This window comes from Vibrio sp. 10N.237.312.B06 (assembly GCF_041464685.1).
In the GTDB taxonomy this organism is placed as follows: domain Bacteria; phylum Pseudomonadota; class Gammaproteobacteria; order Enterobacterales; family Vibrionaceae; genus Vibrio; species Vibrio tasmaniensis_A.
In genome coordinates, this window is record NZ_JBFSPI010000052.1 from 12,932 (window position 1) to 36,716 (window position 23,785).

Here is a 23,785-nt window from a genome sequence, read left to right on the forward strand (position 1 = left end):
ATCATCACTGAAAGCGCAAGATGTAAGGTAAATTCGCTTACAAATACAGCTTAGCTTCAAGATCAATAAAGCCGTGATAGGGTTACCAATCACGGCTTTTTGTTCTTTGTCGTCACATGAATCGTAAAGGTGATTCTGTGACTCTTCTTGCTACTCAGAAATTGACTTGTTACTCAGTGAGTAGGCTCCCTCTTAAGCGAACCTACTACCGATTATGCTTTTACCTACCAATTATAATTTTACTTCTTGATGCTTAGTTTTCGGTAGAGAAATACTTAGCAGGAAGTAACCTAAGATAGCTGCGGTCGTTGAGCCCATCAGGATACCTAATCGAGCAAGCGTATCAAAATCTGCGTTCGTTGGTCCAAATGCCAGCGATGAAATAAAGATAGACATCGTAAAGCCAATACCACACAACACAGATACCGCGAAGATGTTCATGAAGTTCACACCTTCAGGAAGCTTAGCGATGCCCGTTTTCACAGCACCCCAGCTGAATAGGAAGATACCCAGAGGCTTACCAACCAATAGACCCATAGCAATACCAAGCGGTAGCATGCCTGTAAGGTTTGAAATTGAGATGCCTTCTAGTGAGATACCTGCGTTTGCAAATGCGAAGATTGGCAAAATTGCAAAAGCGACGTATGGGTGCAGAGCATGTTCTAGATGTTTCAGCGGAGAACGCTCTCCTTTATTGCCTTTCAGTGGGATAGCAAAACCAATGACTACACCAGCCAATGTTGCGTGAACACCTGACTTCAATACTGCGAACCACAGAATTGCACCAACAATAAGGTAAACACTCAGCTTAGTTACATGCTTGTTGTTTAGCATGAACAGCACACCAGTTGCAATGAAGCCAACCGTTAGTGCAAGCGTCGATAGATCGCCTGAGTAGAACAGTGCAATGATAACAACAACCCCTAGATCATCGATAATTGCCAACGCTAGTAGGAATACCTTCAAGCTTACCGGTACACGGTTACCAAGAAGAGCCATGATGCCCAATGCGAAAGCGATATCAGTTGCCGCTGGGATAGCCCAACCTTGAAGCGCTTCAGGGTTACTTGAATTGAATAGCACGTAAATAAGTGCAGGAGCTAGCATACCACCCACCGCTGCGATAGCTGGGAAGATTGCTGTCTCTTTAGACTTTAATGCGCCTTCTAACAGTTCGCGCTTAACTTCTAAGCCAATTAGAAGGAAGAAGACAGCCATTAAGCCATCGTTAATCCAGTGTGATACAGACATACCAAGAACATAGCTGTGCAGTACCCCTTGGTACATTTCGTTCAATGGTGAGTTTGCTACAAACATTGCGATCGCCGCAGCGATGACTAGTATGATGCCGCCAGCAGATTCCAATTTAAAGAAGTCACGGATGACGTCGGTCATGATTTCGCCCTTATATTTATTATTTAAATAAACGAATAACAAAGAATAACCACGAGTTTATATCCAAGCTCTATCGATAGATAATCACTTCTTCGGATGTTTAACTTCGGTTTTTCCTACAAATACTAAACAATACGTCGTATATTCCATAATATTGTTATGCACCATGAATTAAGTATAGATGAGTTCACCAAGGCTGTATGCACAAATAATTCGAGGGTTGTCGGAATATCAAACATAAAAAAAGGCTATCAAATGATAGCCTTAGGTGTTTTTTAGTAGCCAGTTAACTGCATAAAGCCTGTTGCTTCATGGCTTCCGCTCGCCATAATTGGCCCTTCCCAATAGGGTATGACAAAAGGCAGCCACATATCCCTACGTTTGATACGCGTAGTGAGATTGATATCGTGTTGTGGCACGTTAATAATCCATTGGAGCGGCATTCTTCTGCCATTCATTAGCGTCGTATTCTGTAATGGCTTGATAGAAATGTCGGAGTCCGTTAGCTGATACACTTTGCCAGAACGAGTTGCTAATGTTCCAAAAACATAAGGCAATTGTTGATTGTGGCGATAGCGGTTAATGCTCAGTGCAGTACCGTCATCGAGATTAAACACGAACCAATCCCAGCCTTGCTGACCGACTCCGAGTAAACCACTGCCCCACTCTTTATGCACCCACGCAGTACCTTCGACTTCTTTCGTTACACCGTCGAGATTCAAAACCCCACTCAAAGATAAAAACGGAGCGCTGAAGTTATAAGACGCGACAGGCAATAAGTCGTGCTTTTTCTGATAGCCGTTATCGCCGTTGAGCACGTATGGCCCTTTCGCAATAGTGTCGAGTTCAAGGCCGAACGTATCGGTTTGTACTTGAAGGCGACCTGGAAACGGTGTGTTACCCAAGGCACGCCAGTTCCAGTTATCAATCCAAATTCTAAACGGATGACTGGTCATTCCCGCCTGTCCAATGCCACCACGCGCCAAACGTTGCTCTTTCCAAACCTTAGATTCAGACGAAATTACCACATTTGAAATATAAACCTGCGGGCTTTGCCACCCCCAGGTTTCTCGCTCATCGGTTGCAATGCGAAAGAAGCTCCACTGTACCGAGTACTTTTTCCCATCATCCCCTTTTAGAGACGCAAAATAATGCCACCACTCATGCTGGAATTCTGGGTGGAACTGGAAATCACGAGGCAACGAAACGCCTCGGTCTGGCAATACAGGTTCAAACACATTGAAGTGCTCACTTACAAGTACTGAATTAACCTCATTCTCGCCCTTATCGCCAACATCGACAAAATAGGAATAGTAAGCCCAGACACCTAAAATAGTGCCAAAGAAACCAATCAGTAATAGAGCAGAAACAAATCGGTGTCTGAGTTTTTTTGAGCCATTTCGTTGAAGCATATTAAAGCGCATCCCTCAGTGATTTCATCGGTGTGTTCCGAATCATTCTCATCACTGGCAATGCACCAGCTAACATTAATGCTGCCATGGCCCACGCAAATGTCTGCAAATAGTCCCAAGGAATCACTTGTAATTCGAGTGACCACCCAAAAGACTGCTTAATGACAATATCGACGATCAAGCTGGCTAACGCCAATCCGAGCGGGATAGCAATCAAGGAAGAAATAAGTCCGAACACAAACAACTGCAAGCTGCCTGTAAAAATCAGCTCTTTTGCCGAGACCCCTAAGCAACGTTGCAATGAAATATGCCTTTGTCGAGACACTTCACCCGCAACCGTCGCGAAAAAGATGCCAAAGACCGCGATGACCAAAGTGATGTTACCCAATGTATCAGCTATCGCGAATGTTCTATCAAACACTCTCATCGCCTGACTGTGAATATTGTTATTATCAAAAATACGCTCAGATCCAAGCCTGAATACGCTTTCCAATCGACTTCGAAGTCCTACGGAATTGACATCATCTTTGAGTATGACGCCTAGACCGACATTTCCGCGTCCAGCAAACCCAGATAGCCAGTTTCGATGTGACATCATGACTTGATGGTAAGGGTTGCCATAATCGTAATAAACACCGACAACCTGCCAACCAGAGCCAAGACTGTCATAAAGGTCTATATAGTCGCCTGGGCGAATCCCTAACTTGAGAGACATCGATTCACTGATCAACACACCTTTCGAATGATGCAGGTGGTACCAGTAATTCGGAATACCTAACTTGATCGTCAGCGCTTCTAATTCGCCTTCAGAAGGACCAGTACTGACCACCTGGGTACTTCCGACAGGGGAAGCGACATCTTTCTCCCAACGCCACCAAACTGAATCGACTTCAGGCTGTTCTGAGAGCCAATTACTCATACGTGCAGCGGCGTTGTTGGTTGGGTAGATGTAAAGGTCTGCAGCCAAGCGCTGTGTTAGCCATTTATCGGTGGTATCCCTAAAGCTACCCACCATGGTTTCTACACCAATATTCGCTGTTAACGCTAGCATGAACGCCATTGTCGCCACACCACGATAACTCATGCTTGAAGCGGCATCCGCAAAGAACCAGCGAGCACGAACCCAACGCAGTGAATAAGACAAACTGTTGAACAGCTTCCACATCAAGAAAGGCGTAAACAAAGCCACACTGACGAGCATCAGGGCAATAATCGCAAAACCAGATTCTCGCGTTTGTGGGGCTTGATACACAGCGACAGCTGCAACCAAGAAACCACAACCAATCAATGCTTGCCAAGTAAACTCAGTGCCAGCAAAGCGCATCAAAGATAAACGAGATGACAAACGAATCGGTTGCGACCTCAGCAAACGAACCAATGGCCATGCACACGCTAGGAATGCACCAAGCAACGCCATTAATAAGCTATAACCACTCCAACGCCAACTCCAGCTAAGGGTTAAGCCCACATTCGCATCGTAAAGATCACCTAAACTCGAAGAAACGGCAGGTAACAGTTGGTTTGCCAACATGACACCGAATACATTACCGCAGATCCAGCTCAGTAGAACCAATAACAATAACTCTAAGCAAAGCGCTTTAGTCAGTTGCCAACCAGACACACCTGTTTGTCTCAAGATTCCGACGAGTGGTTGGCGCTGAATGAAAGACAGCGACATCGCTTGATAGAAAATAAACAAGCCAACGACAAACGACAGCATGCCCATCGCTTTTAGATTTAAGTGGAAAGCGCTAGTCAATGACTCAAGCTCAGCTTTAGAGCTGCGAGAGATTGTCAAACCATTGGGCAACATGTTTTTAAGACGTTCAAACTTCTCGGGAGACATGTCTGAACACGCAATCACGGAAAGCCCTGCACTGCGTTTAAGCATTCGGAGCAAAGAGATATCCGCAATCAACCTTGTACCATTAATCAGGTTATTTTGGTCCACTACCACTGGACCTAGCTCTGAACCATCCATCAGTGGAATGTAGTCCCCATCCTTCCATTCCATATGTTCAGCAAGATCATCACTCACTAGGATCGGATATGGTGGTTTCATGAGATCTAACGTGGTGAGTTCTTTTAGGGCAGCACCAGGCTGAAGCTGAAGCATAGAAACAGGGTCTATGCCAATAAGCATAAAGTTTGCACCATTTTCATCAGTGATACTATGGTGGTCAAAAGGAGAACACTGCTGAAAGCCTTCACGACGAAGCTGAATGTAAAAACCTTGCGGGATTTTATTCGCGTTATGTTTTGGTCGAATACGGTAAGGAAGAGGATTCGAAAAGAGTTTTTCGCCATGCGTATAACTTTGCTTGGCGTGTTGGTTGATAGCGGTAACACCAACCAAAAGTGATACGCCTAGGGTTAAACCAAGCCATACCAAGATAATCTGAAGTGGGTAACGTCGATAGTGACCAAGTAGCGCTTTAACTACGGGCCATAACATGCAGTTGCCCTCCTTGTAGGCGAATTCTGCCATCCATATGCAATGCAACTTTCTCACTGTGTGTCACCAGCAATAATGTACATTCTAATTGGCGGGCCAAAGAGGTCAGCAAACGCATCACAGCTTCCGCATTGCGCTCATCAAGGCTTCCCGTTGGTTCATCGGCCAACAAAATTTTCGGTTCCATATACAAGGCACGAGCAATCGCAGCACGTTGTTGCTGGCCACCAGACGCTTCTTCAGGGTAACGACCAAGCAAAGGCATCAGGTCTAAAGCAGAAAGAATCTGTCTCCAGAGCCCCTTATCTTCAGGTAAACCTTTTAACTGGCGGCAAAAACGGATGTTGTCGGCAATGTTAAGCGTTGGTAGCAAGTTGAATTGCTGGAAGATATGACCGATGTTGTTTCTACGATAAGCGGTGCGGTCACGCTCGGTCGAGTCGTGCATATCGAAGTGAGGGAAAGCGATTTCACCTGAATCGGCGAGGTCTAAACCCGCGATAAGATTCAGCAAAGTACTCTTACCAGAGCCACTTTCTCCCATTAATGCCAGCTGATCACCTTGGTTTAATGTTAATTCAGCACCTTGCAAAACAGGGTGAAACTCCCCCCCATCGACATAGCCTTTACACAGGTCTGACAGCTTTAACATTAAACAGCTCACATTAGTTAGAATTTGGAATGAGAATCTACACTAATTCCCTGTTAGGAGGAAGTATTTTGAAAGATAGATCACACACCAACGATAAAGTGATGGGGTTGATGCGCTCTACTTCAATTTCCTATCAAGTTTTTAATCCATTTTCTTGTTTTCATGCGATAGAGCGACCCACCCCACTTAAGTACTTCTTCAGTGAGGAAAAGTAGATATATCCACTCAGGTGGAAACTTCAGATAGATAGCAGCAATCGCGGCGAGCGGAATACCGATCACCCATTGGGCAATCAGGTCTTGATAAAGGCAGAACTTCACATCACCGCCCGCTCTCAACACACCAACAATGACAGTCAGCGGTACCGATCGGATAACAATACCCACGCTTAAAATTAGAATGAACTTTTCTGAGAGGGCTCTGGTTTCTTCCGTCAGTGCACTAAAAGCATTCAGTATTGGCGTTTGTACGAAGTAAAGAAAAATCGCGACCACGATACTGGTCAAGAAACACAAAATCGTTAAGCCTAACGCTTGGTAATAAACCGCTTCATTATTCTTTGCGCCAAGTTGATTACCCACCAGAACCGCTGCCGCATTCGAAAGGCCAATCAGTAAACTCAATGAGATAGATTCAACCGGAGTCATCACTGACAGTGCTGCCAGTCCTTGAACGCCCGATTGCCCCATGATCGCGTGGTAAGCAAATAAGCCACCCGCCCACGCCAAAAAGTTAAACGTCGTCGGCAGCGATAACTTTAAGAAGCGAACCACTTTTTCAATCGAAGCTGCTGCTTTTATATCGCATAACTTGAAAGCCAAGAGATGCTTTGAACAATAAAGATAACCATATAAGGTCGCCACTTCAATGGCACCGCTCAATACCGTCGCAATCGCCGCACCTTTGATTCCAAGCGCAGGAAAGCCTAAGTTACCGAAGATCAGCACCCAGTTTAAGAACACGTTAGACAGGATACCGATACCGCTGAAGAAGGTGCTTAGCCCGGGTTTGTGCATCGCTCTCAAACCTACAGCCATACTGCTAACGCACGATACAGCTAGCATGCTAAACGAGGTGATAACAATGTATTCAACACCAAGGTTGATCACTTCTTGGGAGTCAGTCGTCACGCCCATGATTTGTGCGGGAAATGAAACGAAGAAAACAATAGTTAGTAATGCAAACAGTGTTGAAACCAACCATGTAAGTGCGGTACTTTCTCGCACACCTTGTTTGTTACCTGCGCCCCAATATTGAGCAGTAAGAAGTGCACCACCCGTAGTGACACCCACCAGCATAATGGTCGTGACAAACATGGCTCGACTCGCCACACCCACCGCCGCAATATCCGCTTCTCCAAGCTGACCTAACATCAACACATCCACTAAGCCTCGGCTTGAAAACATAATGCTCTGCAAAGTAATAGGCAAAGCAATCGCAATAAGCCTACGAACAAAATCACCTCGAGTGTGATGAATAATTGAAGAGAGCAACATAGAGATACCTAAACGGAACGTATTGATGAATAAAGATAAATATCACGCTATTATATCAATGTTCGGTTTTTAACCACAGAGATAAATGGAGTAACAATGAAGAAAGTACTGGTTTTAGGCGCTTCTGGATATGTTGGTTCGCAGCTCCTCCCTCTCTTGCTTGAGCAAGGCTATCAAGTCACAGCTGCAGCAAGGCATATCGACTATTTAAAAGCACGAACCGAGCCTCACGACAACTTGTCACTTGAATACCTTGATCTCGCAGATCAAGCTGCGACACAAGCGCTCGTCCCTGACTTTGACCTTATTTTCTTTCTTGTACATGGAATGGCTGAAGGCCATGATTTCATTGATTACGAACTCAACTTGGCTCGTAACTTTGTTTCGGCTCTTGGGCCAAAAAACCAACACGTCATCTACCTCAGTTCGCTTCAGCCCCAAACTGGTGATTCAGAGCATCTTCAAGCGAGAAAACAAACCGGACAACTGCTTCGTAAAGGACCAGTACCGGTAACCGAGCTTCAAGCAGGCGTCATCATTGGCCCTGGCTCTGCAGCGTTCGAGATCATGCGAGACTTCGTCTACAACTTGCCTATTATGATTGCGCCAAAATGGGTCGACTCTAAAGCCAACCCTATTGCCTTGCAGAACCTGAACCACTACTTGCTCAAACTCGCACAAGACACGCCTAGCGAAAGCCAAACCTTCGAAGTTGGCGGGCCAGACATTGTCTCTTATCGAAATCAATTTGCTCACATTGCAAAAACTGCCGATCGCCCACTCAGGCTTTGGGCGACGTCACTCCTCACGCCCTCAATTGCGTCATATTGGTTGGGCGTGGTGACTTCTGTTCCGTCCAACATAGGCAGAGCGCTTCTCGCGGGCTTAAAGCATGACTTTATTGCCAGTTCGACCATCATTAGAGAAAAGTACCCTCAGAAGCTTATCTCGTTCGAAAATATGGTTGAGCAAGCGATTCACGCTGAAGGAAACTTCGTGAAAAGTAATGTTTGGGGCTTTGACAAAACCGCCTTCAAGCGCTGGCAAGCTGGGTATGGCTATTACCCGAAGAAAACAGGGGCAAGTATCACCTCAAGCGCATCCTTAGATTCCCTCTGGCACGTTGCTCAGCAAATAGGAAGCCCGAAACAAGGTTACTTCTTCGCTAACGCTTTATGGCGCACACGCGAATGGTTAGACCTTCTCTTTGGCGGTGGTGTACCTGTTCGACAAATGCCAGAAGGTCCTAACCTAAAAGTCGGTGACAAGATTGACTCTTGGAAGGTTATTCGCTGTGAAGAGAATCAGTTTCTATCTCTGCTTTTCGGTATGAAAGGCCCCGGTTTAGGGCGACTCGAAATTACCGTATCTGACCTCGGTGATTCTCGTGAACTGAACATTTCAGCTTGGTGGCATCCAAAAGGCTTTTTAGGCTTACTTTATTGGTTCGCAATGATGCCTGCTCACCTGTTTATCTTTAAAGGCATGGTGAAGGCGATTGAGAAGCAAGCTAAAGAGCAAATGAAGGATTAAAGCAGATTCGAGATCCGGGCAACGAGATGCGAAGAAATTAAGAGCTATAGATGAGACTGCCTCCACACCTTCTTGCTAGAAAAAGACCGCCATTTAGGCGGTCTTTATATTTTTAACTGTCACGAGATTAGCCAATAACGCTAATTGGGATCTCAGCCAGTTGGTTGCCTTGGTTAGCTGGGTACACGATGTATTCACCGTGATACTTCACCGCTGACTTGTAGTCAGTGACTTTGTGAAGCATGAAACCTGCTTCCATCGCTGCTTGAATAAACTCAGCGTGGTTACCACGAACAAACCAGTTCATTGGTTTTACCATTAGCTCACCGTCGAACGAATCGTCACACTGTTTGCCACAAAGTGCAAAAGAGTGCTCACCATCAGTGAAGAACTGAATTTTGCCGCCAGTCGTTAGCTCGTCTTCACTTGATACACTCCAACCCATCTCGTACATTTTGTCCATGAACGCTTCAACATCACTGTCTTTTAGCGCTTTAGGCTCTTCGCCTTCAGGGAAAAAACGTCCGTAAAACGCAGAAATACGTTTAAAGGTAAAAGTTAAATCAGAGTTATTGCCCTTTGAACGGCCCTGTTTCTGCCAGCGAACCAAGTCAGGCACAATCACACGATCATAAGACTGAGCCTTAATCGCCTTCGTTACCCAACGAACTAAATAAAGGTTGTTCGCAATAGGCGCATCAATCGCTTTGCCTGCTTTGTGCAGAGCGTAAAGCTCGCCTAATGCATCATTCACTAACTTCTGAATTTCAATATAGTATTTTGACATTATGCCTTCTTTCCTAATGTCCAATATAGTAACGCTGACATTACTGCACACGCAGCCATTACCATAGCCATAGACCCAGCACTGTCACTTGGCAGCATCGCAACGATAGCTCCAACGACAGAACCAGTACCAAATCTTAATGTTCCCGCAAGCGATGAAGCCGTACCGGCCATGTTTGGATAACCACTGAGCAATAGACCCATAGAGTTACTGCCGATAGTAGAAATGGTGCCAATAAATAGCATCACAAACGGCACAATACCCCAAAGCCCGAGATCCAATAACCAACCAACCAGTAAACCGACGCCAGCTAATAATTGAATGACCAGCGCGGCTCTCAGCATGGTATGAGAGCCAACCTTCTTAACAATTCGACCATTAATTGTCGTCATCAAAATCATCGCAACGATGTTCAGGCCAAACAGGTAACCAAACAGGTCAGGACGTACCCCATAGACATCAATGTAGACAAAAGAGCCTGCGGTTAAGAATGCAAACATCCCAGAGAACGAGAACGCACCCGAGAAAATTAGGCCCATAGCGGTCGAGTTTTTACATAAACGAGCGTAATTGCGAATCGTCGTTTTAAAACGCAATGGCTGACGATTTTCAACAGGCAGTGTTTCAGGGATCTTAATGATAACCGCAAGAATCACGATAACCGCAAAAATAGCCAACACCCAAAAGATTGAACGCCAACCGAACCACAATGCCAAATAACCACCAATCATAGGGGCAATTAATGGCGCAACCGTCATCACTAAGGTAACGAACGACATGGTTCTTGCGAAATCTTCACGGTCGAACATATCGCGCACAACCGCTTGGATAATGACCGCTGCGGCAGCACCTGCAAAACCTTGAGCGGTACGAACTAACGTTAACGCTTCAATACCATGAGTCGTCGCACTCACGACAGACGCTATCGCAAAGAAGAGCACACCAATCAGTAGAACTGGCTTGCGACCATAACTGTCGGCTAACGGACCATGTAACAACTGACCTAAAGCGAAACCTGCGGTGTACGCGGTAAGTGTGATTTGCACTTCCCCTGCTGTCACACCAAGATCTTTGGCGATCGTTGGCATTGCAGGTAGGTACATATCGATGGCGAGTGGTGTTAAAGCACCAATAGCGCCCAAAACCAAAAATAGCATCCAACCTAACTGAGGCGTTTGTGGTTGTGAGCTTGGGGTCTGTGAGGTAGACGTTTGCATAACTCTCCGACTAAGTACTAAGTTCTATGTGCACACGAGCATGCACGCAGCAATATACGAATATACACGTAGCAATACACGAATACGCACAGTGATACACGAATATGCGCACACATACATGAACATATAGTAATAATGGCTGAAACTGTCCTAGTACCAGTCAAAATAATCAGCCGACGCTATCCTTGGTCGGCCACATCTACGGTAGAAAAGATTACTTCCAGATAGAGTCTACTTCTTCTTGTGTTAGGTAACGGTATTCACCCAACTCTAAAGACTCGTCCATCTCGATTTCACCAATACGTTCACGGTGCAGTGCTTCTACCTTGTTACCAAGTGCTGCAAACATGCGTTTTACTTGGTGGTATTTGCCTTCGTGAATCGTTAGCAACACTTCACGCTCTGCACGTACTTCAAGGTGTGCTGGAAGTGTTAGGCCGTCTTCGCTCTTAAGCTGGATGCCCTCTTTGAACTTTTCAACGTAATCGTCTTCAACAGGTTCAACCAACCACACTCGGTACATCTTCTCGCACTTGTGCTTTGGCGATGTGATACGGTGAGACCACTTACCGTCGTCTGTCATTAAGACAAGACCCGTTGTATCAACATCTAAACGACCTGCAAAGTGCAGCTTGTCCATTTTGATTTCATCGAGTAATTCAAACGCAGTGCGATTTGAACCATCTTCATGCGAACAAACAAAACCTTCTGGCTTGTAAAGCATGATGTAACGCGGGCCGTGAACATTCAGCTCATTGCCTTGCCATTCCACAACGCACTCTTCAGTTACCTTAAGTGAGCCGCTTTTTTGAATGACATCATTTACTGTCACTGCTTTTGATTTTAATAAGTGTGTTGCTTCTCTTCGAGTGACGCCTAACGCATCGCACAGAAATTTATCTAAACGCATGAATACCTCAACTAATCTAAGTCGGGTATTATAGTCACCTTTGCTCAATTAGTTGAGCTATTTCACACTATTTGTTTTTCATTTTACAAGACACGATATGTATACACTCCGCCCGTACCAAGCTGACTCAGTAAAATCAGTGATTCATTACTTCAGAAAACACCAAACACCGGCTGTTCTTGTATTGCCTACAGGCGCAGGAAAAAGCCTGGTGATTGCAGAGTTAGCAAGGCTTGCGAAAGGTCGAGTTCTGGTACTCGCTCACGTTAAAGAGTTGGTCGAACAAAACCATGAAAAGTATGAAGGTTATGGGCTAAAAGGCTCAATTTTCTCTGCGGGTTTAGGGCGAAAAGAAACAGACCAACAAGTGGTGTTTGCTTCGGTTCAATCTGTGGTTCGCAACCTCGATTCATTCTCTAACCAATTTTCACTGTTGGTTATCGACGAATGCCACCGTGTTCCCGATGAAAAGACCAGTAGCTACCAAAAAGTGATCACTCACTTGCGCGAGAATAATTCGGGCATCAAGGTGCTTGGACTGACCGCGACCCCCTATCGTCTTGGTATGGGTTGGCTTTATCAGTATCACACGCGTGGCCAAGTGCGTTCTGAAGAGCCTAGGTTTTTCAGAGATTGTATTTTCGAGTTGCCGATTCGCTACTTGTTGGACGAAGGCTTTCTAACACCAGCACGTATGATCGATGCGCCAGTATTGAGTTATGACTTTTCACAGCTAAAACCTGCAAGTACGGGGCGCTATAAAGAATCAGAGCTCGATATGGTGATTGAGCAATCGAAGCGTGCTACCCCACAAATTGTCGATCAAATCATTGAACTGGCCAAAGACAAGCTTGGCATCATGGTATTTGCTGCGACCGTTAGACACGCACAAGAGATCCTTGGTTTACTGCCCGAAGGTGAAGCTTCAATTGTAATCGGCGACACACCGACACTCGAACGTGACCAAATCATCAATGATTTCAAGGAACGTAAAATCAAGTTCTTGGTTAACGTGTCAGTATTAACCACAGGTTTTGATGCGCCCCATGTGGATTTAATCGCGATTTTGCGCCCAACAGAATCTATTAGCTTGTACCAACAAATCGTTGGCCGTGGCTTACGCCTATCTCCGGGTAAAAAAGAGTGTTTAGTGCTCGACTATGCGGGCAACAGTTACGACCTTTACCAACCAGAGGTCGGAGACCCAAAGCCTGACTCAGACAGTGAAATCATCACTATTCCCTGCCCTGCTTGCGGCTTCAATAATAACTTCTGGGGCAAGCTAGACAGCAACGGCTTCTTACTCGAACACTTTGGCCGTAAATGCCAAGGCTACTTTACCGATGAAGACACGGGCGAACGCGAGCACTGTAACTATCGTTTTCGTGCTAAGTATTGTGGTGAATGCGGCGCTGACAACGACATTGCCGCGCGCATTTGTCATGAGTGTGATGCCACCTTGGTCGACCCAGATAAAAAGCTTAAGGAAGCGTTAAACCTCAAAGATGCGTTGGTGTTTGAGTGTTTAGAAATGGACCTTAACGTTCTCAAGGACGAAAAAGGCAAGTCGCAGCTTAAGGTCACTTACCGTGGAGAAAACCAAGCACAAGTGCATGAGTTTTGGTCATTAACCACCAAGAAACAGAAACAGAACTTTAAGGATCAGTTTGTTCGCCCTCACCTTGCAGACAGGCACCGCCCCTTCGAGGAATCTTCACCAACGAAAGTGGTCGCTCACCAACATCGATTCCGCCCACCTCAATTCGTCATTGCACGTAAAGTCGGGCGCTTTTGGAAAATGAGAGACAAGATATTCGAAGATGAACTGAAGCAATAGAATCCAAATAATCAACAGAATTAATAAAAGGAGTATCGATACTCCTTTTATTCACATTCTAATGACCACACATGAGTTAACTTGTTAAACCACAAATTAGATTGCGCTCAGCTTTTTCTGATTCCCGCGCCTCTTTTTCCATATTATCAAAAAGCTCAATGGCTACAGTTGGCCTATGAATATAAAAGCCTTGAATAAAGTCAATACCTAGCGTTTCTAAAGTTCTTAACTCTTCAATTGTTTCAACACGTTCTGCAACCACTTTAGTTTGGCTCATTTCTGCCAACTCAACTAATGAGTGCACCATTTTTTTCTTAAAATCAGAACTGTTAATATTTTCAACAAGCGAACCATCAAGCTTGATCGTATCAAAACAGCCTTCAGATAAAATTGAATACGATGAATAACCTGAACCAAAATCATCTAAGGTAACTATTATCTGGTGGTGTTGTAGTCGCTCTACTATTTTTCGAAACTTCTCATCTGCACGATAAAAAACAAGCTCAGTCACTTCAACACATAAACGGGAACGGATATAAGGGGGTAGATGACATAAACGATCGATAACACTCATATCGAAAATGGTTTTAACTGAGAAGTTTAATGACAATTGAATAGTTGAATAATGCTCAAGTAAGCCAATTGCGTAAGTAAGCATACGAGAATCGAGCTCCTTCTCAAGCCCATGAGAGGCTACAACATCGAGCAATTCACCAGCAGAAACGATTTTTTCACGCCCCTCTTCGTCTTCCATTTTTAAACGACACAGTAGCTCATAGCTCGAAGCAACACCCTTTAAAGAATGAATTTTTTGAGCAAAGCAAAGCAACCTATCCGAGTTAAGTAATTCAACTGCTTCTACTCTAAGATTCGGTAAGCTATAGAGCATGACCCCGTCTTGTTGCTGCCAATCTTGGTAAGATTCATTGTTGGACTTTGCTTTACGGCAACAGTATTCAGCTTTGTAGATACAGTCTTCGACAGATTCATTAGGACCACTGCGATAACGGCCAAAACTAAAGCTTAAAGCGTTTTCTGTTTCTTGGGTGAGGTTCTGTTCCAACAAATATTCTAGCAACTCCTTGGAAACCGACGTTTGGCAAATTAATACAAATTCATCTCCACCGACTCTATACGCCATCCCTACGCCTTGTGCGGCTATTTTTTTGAAGCGCATAGCTAAATTTATTATCATTCGATCACCTACATGGTGACCTTGACTATCATTGAGAAACTTCAACTGATTTGCATCAATGTAATAATAACAACGAGAACACTCAATGACCTTTTTATATTCTATAGATTTTCGATTATACAATCCTGTCATGAAATCTTTATCAGAATTAGACAACAATTTCTTATAATCGCCCAAATTAATAACTCTTAATTCTCCAAGATCATAAACACATGCTAATACAAAAGAAGCATGAGACAAGTAGAATAGCGCCTGTATTAAATAATAATACTCAGGTATGAATGAAATAGTCATTGATGATTCAAGAACCACCACAGACATAATAAAACACGAAAGATAGCTAATTATTATTTGAACTTTATTATTAACTTCTTTTGATATCAAACAAAATGCTATAACAACGGCTGCAAGGATAGTGCTAATTAAAAACCCAACAATGACATCAAAGTTTATATAAACTGAAAAGAACTGTAGAAACACAAATGAAGAACAAATCAGTAAGTGCCTTGTATTTATTCTATCGCAACTTGAAAAAACAAGCATTAAATATACACAAACTAAAGATAAAGAATAAGAAACGAACCAGTAGTCGCTTCTAAAAAAATTTATAACGTAGGTTCCTTTATCATCATACCCATCCCATAAAAACCCAAACTTGTAAATATAAAACATAGAGAACAGCACTATATAACAAGTTATAAATAGTGTTTTAGCTCGTTTTATCGGCCAAACATAATAAACATAAACTAACGATATTGCACTCGCCAATATAAATAGGGCTAGAATTACCCCATCTTTCATGACAAGTGATTGCTTTAATTGATGCTCTTTCGAAAATAACGCACTGGCATTTACAGTCTTACCTCTAGGAAATTTCACTAAAACATAACTGTATTCAAAATTTTTGTTCAGGCGTAGCGAGCGATAATACTCAAACAGAAAATTGCCAACAACTTCGCCGTCTTGATCAACAAAAAACAGCTCGCCGGTCCGGGATGAAAGAGATTTCCAAACTAGATGTTCATATGATTGGTTGTCTGAAGGTAGTGCAAGCTTAAGCCAACACGACTGATTAGGTTCAGGAATACAAGTAACAATTGAGCTCCAGCCTTCTTCCTTAGATAGGATGGCATCAACCGAAGAATCACTCACTACCATGCCATATTCGAAATCACTGATTTGCTTGAAATCTAACTCATTAGCATGGCTAGTGAACGTTATCAGCACTGAAAAAAACAACATAACTAGCACTGTAAATGGCACTCTAAAATCCTTATTAAATCAAATATCGCGCGGCAAAGAGCCCCATAGGTCCATATACTTGCGAGTTTACCATGTTAATTATTTGTAATTTGTAAGGGAATGTAAAAACGTCAACGCATTACTATTGAGCAAATGAATCAACATGAATATCAGGTTGGTTAATTGCACGTTGATACAACACTTTACATTGCTAAAATGATAAAGCGTCTCTCGTATTCACATTCATACTCCATTCATTTTTATTGTATTAAACTGTCGTTACTTGCTTCTTTTACTAAGGCCACTGCATGCAAAAACCAAGCACTATACTCATCTGTATCGCTGTAGCTATAGGCTCGACATCAAGCTTTGCACAAGATGATCACCATAACGGTCATGATCTTGTACAAGATGTTCATAAAGCGGGAACCCGTATCGAATTTGAAGAAGATCAAGACGAAGTCTATGAAGCGGTGCAAGAGGGCTACATTCGCCCTTTCTCAGAAATGTATGCTGCGGTTGAAAATGATCTTCATGGCCGAATCATTAAAGTAGAACTAGAAGAAGACGATGATATTTGGGTGTATGAGCTAAAAATAAATTTCCAAAACAATATCATTAAAGTGGAATACAACGCTGAAACGTTAGAAATGCTGCTGATTAAAGGTCGCAACTTTAAAGAAGCGATCAAAAACTCCCACGAATAATAAATAACAATAAAAAGAGTGATACATGAAAATTTTAGTCGTTGAAGACGAACCTCGTTTAGGCCAACAAATTCTAGACACCCTTGAGGGAGCCGATTGGGTTCCAGAGCTTTCTCAAGACGGTATCGACGCACTCTACCGTGCAACATCGGAAGAGTGGGATGCCATCGTTCTCGATTTAGGTCTACCTAAGCTGGATGGCCTAACCGTATTAAAAGGCATTCGAGACGAAAACATTAACACGCCAGTGATTATCTTAAGTGCGCGTGACACGCTTACGCAACGTGTAGAAGGCTTGAATGCAGGTGCTGATGACTACCTAACTAAACCATTCGAAATGGTCGAGCTGATAGCCCGCATTCGTGCTCAACTGCGCCGAGCGTCAGGCAGTGCTGCTCCTATACTTCAAATTGGTGATTTAAGCCTAGACACACGCAGCTCTAAAGTGTTGTGGCAAGGTCAAGCGGTTAGCCTCACGGCGCTAGAATATAAAGTGGTCGCGTACTTCATGCATAACCAAAACAAAGTTATCTCGCGCACTGAGTTGGTTGAGCACATCTACAAGCAAGATTTTGACCGCGACTCAAACACGGTTGAAGTGTTCATCGGTCGTATTCGTAAGAAAATCGCACCAAAGATCATCAAAACCGTTCGTGGCCTTGGCTACCAACTGAATGCTGAATAACGCTGTATTTAATTAAGCTAAGAGCAATCTCCAATTAGTGGACAGCCTGTGCTGATCGTTGTTGTTCTCATAGCAAGATGAGCAAAGACAGGCTGGTAACGTATGAATCTAAAAAAACGAACACTTAAAAACGTCAGTCTAAAAAGCCGCTTGCTCCTCGCCGCGGCTTTTTGGCTAGGTGCGATGATATTAGCGGCAGGCGTCGGAATACCTAAGTTGGTTAACGATTACTTGGTCGATGACGTCAAGCAACAGCTCAGCCTAACCATGGACGAGTTAACCGCCAACATAGAAACCAACGACAGTGGTAACCTCATCATGGCAGAGCGTCTGTCTGACCCTAGGTTTAACCAACCCTACAGTGGTATTTATTGGCGAGCTGCTACCCAAGACCAGATTATTCGATCTCGATCTCTATGGGACAAAGACCTCACTATCAAGCGTTCGCCGATTCATACTTCAATCAAAGGGCCTGAGAAAGAAAAGCTTATTTACATCGAGCAGGATATCTATCTGCCTGAACTGAACGATCCTGTCACGATCACCATAGGTATTGATGAAGATCCATTAGAATCCACACTGACCGAACTTACAGGTCAGGTCTGGTTGATTCTGATGCTACTGTTTGTGGGCGTGCTGATGTTGATTGGTATTCAAGTCAGTTGGTCGCTATTGCCACTCAGTAAGATGCAACGTGAACTGGTGATGTTGAGAAACGGCGAGCAACAAGGGTTAAGCGACAACTACCCGAAAGAGGTTTCTCCATTGGTTTCTGACCTCAATGCCCTGCTCTTCCACTATCAAGAGTTATTAGAACGAGCGCGTAACCACGCGGGTAACTTATCTCATGCGTTGAAAACACCGCTTTCAGTTCTAAAAAATGAGATAGAGCGACTTCCAGAGGATGACAAAGCGCTGCTGCAACAGCCCATTCATCAGATTCAAAGCCAAATCGATTATCACCTTGGCCGTGCGCGCATGGCAGGCGCAATGAACATTCTTTCAGTGAAATCTTCACCTTGTGAGCGTGTCGAAGCGATCTCAATGGCGTTTGATAAAGTGTATGCCGCCAATGAAGTCACCATGATTAACGAGCTAGACTCTGAGATTGAAGTGGCAGTAGAAAAAACCGATCTTGATGAAATGGTCGGTAACCTACTCGAGAACAGTTACAAGTGGGCGAGCAGCATTATTCGAGTCCATGCAAATGAACTCGTCGATGGCAACATAGAATTGGTGATTGAAGATGATGGTCAAGGCATTCCTGAAGAGAAACTTGAGCAAGTGACCAAACGTGGCGTTCGACTTGATGAAACCACACCAGGAACAGGATTGGGGCTTAACATCGTGAATGAAATGGCGCACAGCTACCGAGGCAGCCTAACGCTCGGCAAGAGCTCTATGGGCGGATTGAAAGCCTCTCTGGTGCTAAAACTAAGCAAAGGTTAAGTAAGCTAAACGCGCTAAGTAAACCAAGTAAACACGATAAGCCCTAGCACAACGCTAGGGCTTAGTTCAATCGACCTTACATACGACCCTATATATCGTTCACAGCAACATCCAAAGCTTGTGAATCATCGCGGTAGGTTGCTACTCCGATCATCAAAATCCTGCCATCAGTATAATAGTCATGATCGTCATCGATCACTTCCACCGTAGCCAATGGGTACTTGTCTATATCAATATCTGGTAATGACGTTCGTATCTGATTAGCGAGCCGATCTCGCTCTTCATCAACATTAGGGTCAATGTTATGAAGTACGGTCACAATGCCTGAGTAAGGCGTGACTTTAAGGCCATCATCATAACTAATTGCGCCTAACCACTGAGGCTGGTTAGTTTTAATATCAACACCAGCACGCCACCAGCGAATATGGCTACGCTTCATCAAGTTACCCGGCAATTGAAACGCCATATCTTGCGGCTTGTCTCTCCAATATAAATCGGACACTGGCGGCGTTTTGTCTCTAAGCAATGCGAGGTAACCAACCCATTCAATCTCATTTCGAGAGAAGGTTTGATTTTCTATCCAGCCCAATTGTTTCATTAAATCTCTTGGGGTTGCTCCAACATATAGTACGTTGATAGCTTGTGCCGAGTAGAATGAAGATTTGCCTGGGAACGCTTTATAGGTAACCGAATTCCAGTCGACTTTGTCAATTTGAGCCGTCTCTGGTTGATTCTTAAAATCATCCGCTTTCCAGAAAAAGTGTGCGTAGTTCGCAAACAATACCCACGCCAACAGCAACGCACTGGATTTAAGCACCAAGCGCCGCCACTTCATTCGATAACCAATAATGGTCAAAACCGATACTGCGAACACACCGACGATCAAGCTATTATGCTCAGAGATAAATATCTTAAGACTATTAAGCCACGGGAAGTTTTCAACGCCGTGCGCCAGTAACATGCCCCAAGCAATGAACTGTCCACCACCAAGAGCCAAGCCGATAAACGCCAACACACTGAAATTACGCCACCGTACACGATGTGAGCCCGCTATAAATGGCACAACCCAAGCGATAGGCCCTAATAAGCGAGCAAAAAGAATGATGTATGTGCCTTTGCGAGCAATTAGGTAACGGCAGCGCGCAATTAATCGTTTGGTTTTAGGACGAAACTTAATGAGCCTTCGCTGCGCTTTCGCACCGTATTTATAGCCAATAAAATAACTGAGTTGGTCACCAAGCAAACCACCTAGCATCACCAAAACCAACGCCATCCATGCACCTGAATACAGTTGAAAGCCCGCTGCGATAAAGAAGGGCTCTCCCGGTACAAATAAGTTTGGGCCAATGAGAGCATCACCCAACGCCCCCAGAAACAGCCCTAGTCCATCAAACATAACAACCTCAGTGCTTACTGTTCTTTATAATGACCGAACTTGTAGTTCATCTCGTTGTTACGCATTTCGCCTTTAAAAAAGCGTCTTACATTGGCTTTAAGGTAAGTAGATCCTGTCTTTACAACACCACCTTGGTCTAAACGACGTGGGTCAAAACCAAAGGTCATATTAAGGAATCTAAATCGCCATGTTTTGCTCGCACGTTTTACATAGTCACAGTCTTCACACAGTACGATCTCTTCATCGAAACCGCCGATTTCATCATGCGCTCGTTTAGTCGAAAAAATACAGGCGCCAATCGCCGTCGGGAAAAAGAACTGGGTAGTAAATAACCCTGCGTTAAATAGCCCGTAACCAAACTTGTGTACAAGCGGCAGACCTTTCGAGCTCATGTACACACCCGCCACTTCAAGCTTCTTCTCCTCTAATTCATAAAGCGCTTTCGCAAGGAAGTTTCGGGGCAAACTCACGTCAGCATCTAAGAAAAGGATTCGGTTGTACTGCGCTAATGAAGCGCCTGTGTTTCTGCCAAGGCTCACACCGCGATTTTCCATATGATGAACCATTAACTTTGGCAACGCGCTTTCATAAGCTTGTGCCACCCCTCTTGTATTGTCTTCACTGTTCGAGTCGACAACAATCACCTCAAATTCTTGATGGGTTTGCACACTCAACTCTTCCATTAAGCGGCTGATGCGTTTCTCTTCGTTTAGCGTAATTACGACAATGCTTACCGGTTCCATATTTTCACCTATTCATTCTGCTGTTTAATTACCACTAAGATTAACCAACCAAGCCTTAACCAAGTCTTAGGCAAACATTCATTTTCCGTTCATTAACTTGATGATTTAGCAACGCTATAAATAGATAAGATAGGCAATGTAAAAGACGATGAAATGGGGTAAATAAGCGCTAGTGAACGTTTTATCTCCAAACGAATCATTTATCGAAGGAAATTCACTTTGAGATGGGCTTCTGACTTGCTCAGATTTGAATGTGATGTTAGTATCCGCGCTCGCTTAAGCATGAACTCGTTTATGCCTAAGCTTTACCACATACTCAAGGTCGCATTGAGGTGTGAAGTTAATTTTTACTAATTTGAGAGTAAAACTATGAAATTTGAAGCAGTAGTACGTACTGAACTAGGTAAAGGTGCGAGCCGCCGCCTACGTCACGCTGGTAAATTCCCAGCTGTAATCTACGGTGGCGAAGCAGCAGCTGTAGCTATCGAACTTGTTCACGCTGACGTGATCAACCAAATGGATAAGCCTGAATTCTACGAAACAATCACTCTAGTGATTGACGGCGCAGAAGTTAAGGTTAAGCCGCAAGACGTTCAACGTCACGCGTTCAAGCCTAAAGTTGAGCACATGGACTTCATCCGTATCTAATTCCCTACCAAGGAATAAGATTGGATTAATCCAGCCTTCTGCATAGAAAAGATAATCGATCTTACCAGTCGAGAAATCTAGAAATTCGAAACCCCGATGCTACCAACATCGGGGTTTCACCGTTTCTGAGCCCTCAAAAACGCCTCAAATCTCGCGCAATACACTGAAATCAATCAACTTTCCCCTCCCCTATTTTGTCCCTATATTTTCTGGGTGGATTAAGGGTGGACGAAAGGTGGACTTATACAGTAGTTTTTCTAACACAAAGACTAGACCGCTTTTTCGCTAGGCTCCGCACACTCACTTTTCAAAACATAACACTGAGCCTCCCTGGCCAAAAATCATGGATTCGATTCCGAATTAGCGAATAAAGAGGAGTAATATTAGGATGGTTGTGGAAGGTTATCGTGCATTTACAGGGTCAAGCGGCCTGATTGCCCGACTTTCCTTAGGCTCTTCTTTCTAGAGCGTTCGTAATGTCTTTTTTGAGTTCCTCTGAAAGGCGTTCGAATTGTTTTGGTACAACCAAACCTTCCTCGCACATTTGCATGAGTTGGATAAATGCTCGGCTTCGAGAATGGCCATCAAAAATAAGCTTCATTTGCTTTTGAGATTCTTTGGAGTATTCGCACATAAAGTGAAACCTTTCCCCTACAGATTCTGCTTCATCAGTGATCGTTTTGATGGCTTCATTTAGCTGACGAGTACAAAATAGTTGCGCAGCTTCACTCTTTATCTCGCAAAAGATTTTCCAATCAGACTCTTTGATATTCATACAGACCTCCACAAAGTGTTACTTCTTAGGGTAGAACATTACGGCGTTTAAAAAACGTGAACGACACGATTACCCAATAGTAAACCAGAGCACTATTAACACGAAATCCAATCTTGAGCAGAAAGGAAGGGCCAGTATTAGGCTGCTTTAAACGCCTGTAGGGATATTTCCAAAGTCTAGTTTGATATTAATTCCACTAATTTCAATTTCGCTTGATGCTAAGAAATACAGGCATAAAATTTGGCCAGAGGTACATATAAGAATCCGCCTTAAATGCTTGTTATCTGCGTTGCTGAAAATTAGCGACATGATGTTTATACTTCTTCTCACGCCAACACCATATTGCATAACTTAACGGGATAGCACCTATCGAACCCCAAAAACCACTCATCAATACATCGGTAGTTTGCGCCCAGCCCCAAACACTTTCTGACATAAACAACAGTTCAATACTTCGACCGAATTCACTGAAACTAATCCAAGTAGAAAATTACAAGCGTAACAGTCTGCTTAAATGCTTGTCATGGCGCAATTTGCAACACCTGTGGCGATTTACTACAATATAAATACAAACTAAATTAGGAGACATATTATGGCTACTGCAAGTGTACGTATTGACCAAGATCTTTTTGATAAGGCTGCGATAATGGCTAAAGCACTAAACCGCACTACACCAAAACAAATTGAGCACTGGGCTAAAATCGGGAAAATGATGGAAGACAACCCTGATCTACCTTATGAGTTCGTAAAGCAAGCAGTCATAGCAAAAGCTGAGAAGGAAGCAGGTAAATTAGAGGCTTACTCTTTTGACTAAGATTACCAACATTCTTCAGACACCTACTTTTAAGAAGGCGGTCAAGAAATTACACAAGAACCAAAAAACGGATCTAGATAATGCTATTCGAGCCCTTATGGAAGATCCGCATCTTGGTGAGCAGAAGAAAGGTGACCTGTTTTTCTTGAGAGTGCATAAATTTAAGATGGTTAAGCAATTAACATTGCTCGGTTATAGCTATGAAGATGGTACTGTAACTCTCGAACTAATGGCTCTCGGCTCGCACGAAAATTTTTATCGAGATATGAAGAAAATATATTGATTCAATGTGATCGAAAATATCCTTGCCCGTCTGAGCCATACTCGTTTGTTGAACGAAGCCGCTACGCGGCAGAGTAAAACAGCTACCATCCATACTCTTTGATCCGCACCAGCAGTTTTGGACACTGAGTTAAGTGAGTACAATCACTAATGAG

General features: G+C 43.7%; 21 protein-coding genes. 8 read left to right on the forward strand and 13 right to left on the reverse strand.

Going from position 1 to position 23,785, the window contains the following annotated elements:
* Positions 1 to 231: 231 nt before the first annotated feature.
* The 5 genes from nhaA to AB6C75_RS14725 all read right to left on the reverse strand — a co-directional run bounded on the left by nhaA (position 232) and on the right by AB6C75_RS14725 (position 7,410).
* Positions 232 to 1,395, reverse strand: coding sequence for a Na+/H+ antiporter NhaA (gene nhaA / locus AB6C75_RS14705; protein ID WP_029222855.1), 1,164 nt, complete (start codon positions 1,393 to 1,395; stop codon positions 232 to 234).
* Between the two features lie 275 nt (positions 1,396 to 1,670).
* The gene (locus AB6C75_RS14710; RefSeq protein ID WP_012604245.1) at positions 1,671 to 2,819 is read right to left on the reverse strand and encodes a lipocalin-like domain-containing protein; all 1,149 of its coding nucleotides are present in this window, start codon (positions 2,817 to 2,819) and stop codon (positions 1,671 to 1,673) included.
* On the reverse strand, positions 2,809 to 5,262 hold the full coding sequence (locus AB6C75_RS14715; RefSeq protein WP_372108051.1) for an ABC transporter permease: 2,454 nt from the start codon (positions 5,260 to 5,262) through the stop codon (positions 2,809 to 2,811). Before AB6C75_RS14715 ends, AB6C75_RS14710 begins: the two co-directional genes overlap by 11 nt.
* Entirely contained in the window at positions 5,243 to 5,914 is a 672-nt protein-coding gene (locus AB6C75_RS14720; protein WP_009847080.1) for an ABC transporter ATP-binding protein, read from the reverse strand. The genes AB6C75_RS14715 and AB6C75_RS14720 overlap by 20 nt, the downstream gene beginning before the upstream one ends.
* A 122-nt stretch (positions 5,915 to 6,036) precedes the next feature.
* Complete coding sequence (locus tag AB6C75_RS14725; protein WP_102258612.1) at positions 6,037 to 7,410, reverse strand: MATE family efflux transporter; 1,374 nt, start codon at positions 7,408 to 7,410, stop codon at positions 6,037 to 6,039.
* A gap of 96 nt (positions 7,411 to 7,506) precedes the next feature.
* On the opposite strand from AB6C75_RS14725, the gene AB6C75_RS14730 reads away from it, so the two are divergent.
* Complete coding sequence (locus tag AB6C75_RS14730; protein WP_009847082.1) at positions 7,507 to 8,943, forward strand: DUF2867 domain-containing protein; 1,437 nt, start codon at positions 7,507 to 7,509, stop codon at positions 8,941 to 8,943.
* A 127-nt stretch (positions 8,944 to 9,070) separates the two neighbouring features.
* Here the strand turns inward: AB6C75_RS14730 and AB6C75_RS14735 are convergent, their stop codons facing one another.
* The 3 genes from AB6C75_RS14735 to rsuA form a co-directional block, all read right to left on the reverse strand.
* Complete coding sequence (locus AB6C75_RS14735; protein WP_009847083.1) at positions 9,071 to 9,730, reverse strand: DUF2913 family protein; 660 nt, start codon at positions 9,728 to 9,730, stop codon at positions 9,071 to 9,073.
* Entirely contained in the window at positions 9,730 to 10,947 is a 1,218-nt protein-coding gene (locus tag AB6C75_RS14740) for a Bcr/CflA family multidrug efflux MFS transporter (RefSeq protein WP_017101184.1), read from the reverse strand. Before AB6C75_RS14740 ends, AB6C75_RS14735 begins: the two co-directional genes overlap by 1 nt.
* A 214-nt stretch (positions 10,948 to 11,161) precedes the next feature.
* Positions 11,162 to 11,857, reverse strand: coding sequence for a 16S rRNA pseudouridine(516) synthase RsuA (gene rsuA, locus AB6C75_RS14745; protein WP_009847085.1), 696 nt, complete (start codon positions 11,855 to 11,857; stop codon positions 11,162 to 11,164).
* Between the two features lie 97 nt (positions 11,858 to 11,954).
* Here rsuA and AB6C75_RS14750 point away from each other — a divergent pair, with 97 nt between their 5' ends.
* The gene (locus tag AB6C75_RS14750; RefSeq protein ID WP_371709637.1) at positions 11,955 to 13,694 is read left to right on the forward strand and encodes a DEAD/DEAH box helicase; all 1,740 of its coding nucleotides are present in this window, start codon (positions 11,955 to 11,957) and stop codon (positions 13,692 to 13,694) included.
* A 76-nt stretch (positions 13,695 to 13,770) separates the two neighbouring features.
* Here the strand turns inward: AB6C75_RS14750 and AB6C75_RS14755 are convergent, their stop codons facing one another.
* Positions 13,771 to 16,152 carry a GGDEF domain-containing protein gene (locus AB6C75_RS14755; RefSeq protein ID WP_372108052.1) on the reverse strand — a complete coding sequence of 794 codons (2,382 nt, stop codon included), beginning with the start codon at positions 16,150 to 16,152 and terminating at the stop codon, positions 13,771 to 13,773.
* A gap of 287 nt (positions 16,153 to 16,439) precedes the next feature.
* Between AB6C75_RS14755 and AB6C75_RS14760 the strand changes: the two genes are divergently transcribed.
* The 3 genes from AB6C75_RS14760 (at position 16,440) to AB6C75_RS14770 (ending at position 18,972) form a co-directional block, all read left to right on the forward strand.
* Entirely contained in the window at positions 16,440 to 16,838 is a 399-nt protein-coding gene (locus AB6C75_RS14760) for a PepSY domain-containing protein (RefSeq protein ID WP_372108053.1), read from the forward strand.
* A gap of 25 nt (positions 16,839 to 16,863) precedes the next feature.
* Positions 16,864 to 17,523 (forward strand): response regulator transcription factor, encoded by a 660-nt coding sequence (locus tag AB6C75_RS14765; protein WP_017101181.1) that lies wholly within the window; start codon positions 16,864 to 16,866, stop codon positions 17,521 to 17,523.
* A gap of 102 nt (positions 17,524 to 17,625) precedes the next feature.
* On the forward strand, positions 17,626 to 18,972 hold the full coding sequence (locus AB6C75_RS14770; RefSeq protein WP_372108054.1) for an ATP-binding protein: 1,347 nt from the start codon (positions 17,626 to 17,628) through the stop codon (positions 18,970 to 18,972).
* An 88-nt stretch (positions 18,973 to 19,060) separates the two neighbouring features.
* Here the strand turns inward: AB6C75_RS14770 and AB6C75_RS14775 are convergent, their stop codons facing one another.
* Together AB6C75_RS14775 and AB6C75_RS14780 are read right to left on the reverse strand one after the other, a co-directional pair.
* Positions 19,061 to 20,368, reverse strand: coding sequence for an LssY C-terminal domain-containing protein (locus AB6C75_RS14775; RefSeq protein WP_372108055.1), 1,308 nt, complete (start codon positions 20,366 to 20,368; stop codon positions 19,061 to 19,063).
* A gap of 14 nt (positions 20,369 to 20,382) precedes the next feature.
* On the reverse strand, positions 20,383 to 21,111 hold the full coding sequence (locus tag AB6C75_RS14780; RefSeq protein WP_372108056.1) for a glycosyltransferase family 2 protein: 729 nt from the start codon (positions 21,109 to 21,111) through the stop codon (positions 20,383 to 20,385).
* 369 nt (positions 21,112 to 21,480) lie between these two features.
* Here AB6C75_RS14780 and rplY point away from each other — a divergent pair, with 369 nt between their 5' ends.
* Positions 21,481 to 21,759 (forward strand): 50S ribosomal protein L25, encoded by a 279-nt coding sequence (gene rplY / locus AB6C75_RS14785; RefSeq protein WP_009847093.1) that lies wholly within the window; start codon positions 21,481 to 21,483, stop codon positions 21,757 to 21,759.
* Positions 21,760 to 22,207: 448 nt separating this feature from the next.
* On the opposite strand, the gene AB6C75_RS14790 is transcribed toward rplY, so the two are convergent.
* Together AB6C75_RS14790 and AB6C75_RS14795 are read right to left on the reverse strand one after the other, a co-directional pair.
* Complete coding sequence (locus tag AB6C75_RS14790; protein WP_372108057.1) at positions 22,208 to 22,534, reverse strand: hypothetical protein; 327 nt, start codon at positions 22,532 to 22,534, stop codon at positions 22,208 to 22,210.
* 280 nt (positions 22,535 to 22,814) lie between these two features.
* Positions 22,815 to 22,970: a hypothetical protein gene (locus AB6C75_RS14795; RefSeq protein ID WP_372108058.1), complete on the reverse strand. Its 156-nt coding sequence runs from the start codon at positions 22,968 to 22,970 to the stop codon at positions 22,815 to 22,817.
* A gap of 156 nt (positions 22,971 to 23,126) precedes the next feature.
* Here AB6C75_RS14795 and AB6C75_RS14800 point away from each other — a divergent pair, with 156 nt between their 5' ends.
* Together AB6C75_RS14800 and AB6C75_RS14805 are read left to right on the forward strand one after the other, a co-directional pair.
* The gene (locus AB6C75_RS14800; RefSeq protein WP_009847096.1) at positions 23,127 to 23,348 is read left to right on the forward strand and encodes a TA system antitoxin ParD family protein; all 222 of its coding nucleotides are present in this window, start codon (positions 23,127 to 23,129) and stop codon (positions 23,346 to 23,348) included.
* Positions 23,341 to 23,631, forward strand: coding sequence for a type II toxin-antitoxin system RelE/ParE family toxin (locus AB6C75_RS14805; protein WP_372108059.1), 291 nt, complete (start codon positions 23,341 to 23,343; stop codon positions 23,629 to 23,631). Before AB6C75_RS14800 ends, AB6C75_RS14805 begins: the two co-directional genes overlap by 8 nt.
* Positions 23,632 to 23,785: the final 154 nt, after the last annotated feature.

Coding starts and splice junctions, on each gene's coding strand:
- AB6C75_RS14720 (WP_009847080.1), bottom strand. CDS start 5,914: ATGTTAAAGCTGTCAGACCTGTGTAAAGGCTATGTCGATGGGGGGGAG.
- AB6C75_RS14710 (WP_012604245.1), bottom strand. CDS start 2,819: ATGCGCTTTAATATGCTTCAACGAAATGGCTCAAAAAAACTCAGACAC.
- AB6C75_RS14790 (WP_372108057.1), bottom strand. CDS start 22,534: ATGAATATCAAAGAGTCTGATTGGAAAATCTTTTGCGAGATAAAGAGT.
- AB6C75_RS14740 (WP_017101184.1), bottom strand. CDS start 10,947: ATGCAAACGTCTACCTCACAGACCCCAAGCTCACAACCACAAACGCCT.
- AB6C75_RS14750 (WP_371709637.1), top strand. CDS start 11,955: ATGTATACACTCCGCCCGTACCAAGCTGACTCAGTAAAATCAGTGATT.
- rplY (WP_009847093.1), top strand. CDS start 21,481: ATGAAATTTGAAGCAGTAGTACGTACTGAACTAGGTAAAGGTGCGAGC.
- AB6C75_RS14730 (WP_009847082.1), top strand. CDS start 7,507: ATGAAGAAAGTACTGGTTTTAGGCGCTTCTGGATATGTTGGTTCGCAG.
- nhaA (WP_029222855.1), bottom strand. CDS start 1,395: ATGACCGACGTCATCCGTGACTTCTTTAAATTGGAATCTGCTGGCGGC.
- AB6C75_RS14800 (WP_009847096.1), top strand. CDS start 23,127: ATGGCTACTGCAAGTGTACGTATTGACCAAGATCTTTTTGATAAGGCT.
- AB6C75_RS14725 (WP_102258612.1), bottom strand. CDS start 7,410: ATGTTGCTCTCTTCAATTATTCATCACACTCGAGGTGATTTTGTTCGT.
- AB6C75_RS14780 (WP_372108056.1), bottom strand. CDS start 21,111: ATGGAACCGGTAAGCATTGTCGTAATTACGCTAAACGAAGAGAAACGC.
- rsuA (WP_009847085.1), bottom strand. CDS start 11,857: ATGCGTTTAGATAAATTTCTGTGCGATGCGTTAGGCGTCACTCGAAGA.
- AB6C75_RS14760 (WP_372108053.1), top strand. CDS start 16,440: ATGCAAAAACCAAGCACTATACTCATCTGTATCGCTGTAGCTATAGGC.
- AB6C75_RS14775 (WP_372108055.1), bottom strand. CDS start 20,368: ATGTTTGATGGACTAGGGCTGTTTCTGGGGGCGTTGGGTGATGCTCTC.
- AB6C75_RS14715 (WP_372108051.1), bottom strand. CDS start 5,262: ATGTTATGGCCCGTAGTTAAAGCGCTACTTGGTCACTATCGACGTTAC.
- AB6C75_RS14735 (WP_009847083.1), bottom strand. CDS start 9,730: ATGTCAAAATACTATATTGAAATTCAGAAGTTAGTGAATGATGCATTA.
- AB6C75_RS14765 (WP_017101181.1), top strand. CDS start 16,864: ATGAAAATTTTAGTCGTTGAAGACGAACCTCGTTTAGGCCAACAAATT.
- AB6C75_RS14770 (WP_372108054.1), top strand. CDS start 17,626: ATGAATCTAAAAAAACGAACACTTAAAAACGTCAGTCTAAAAAGCCGC.
- AB6C75_RS14795 (WP_372108058.1), bottom strand. CDS start 22,970: ATGTCAGAAAGTGTTTGGGGCTGGGCGCAAACTACCGATGTATTGATG.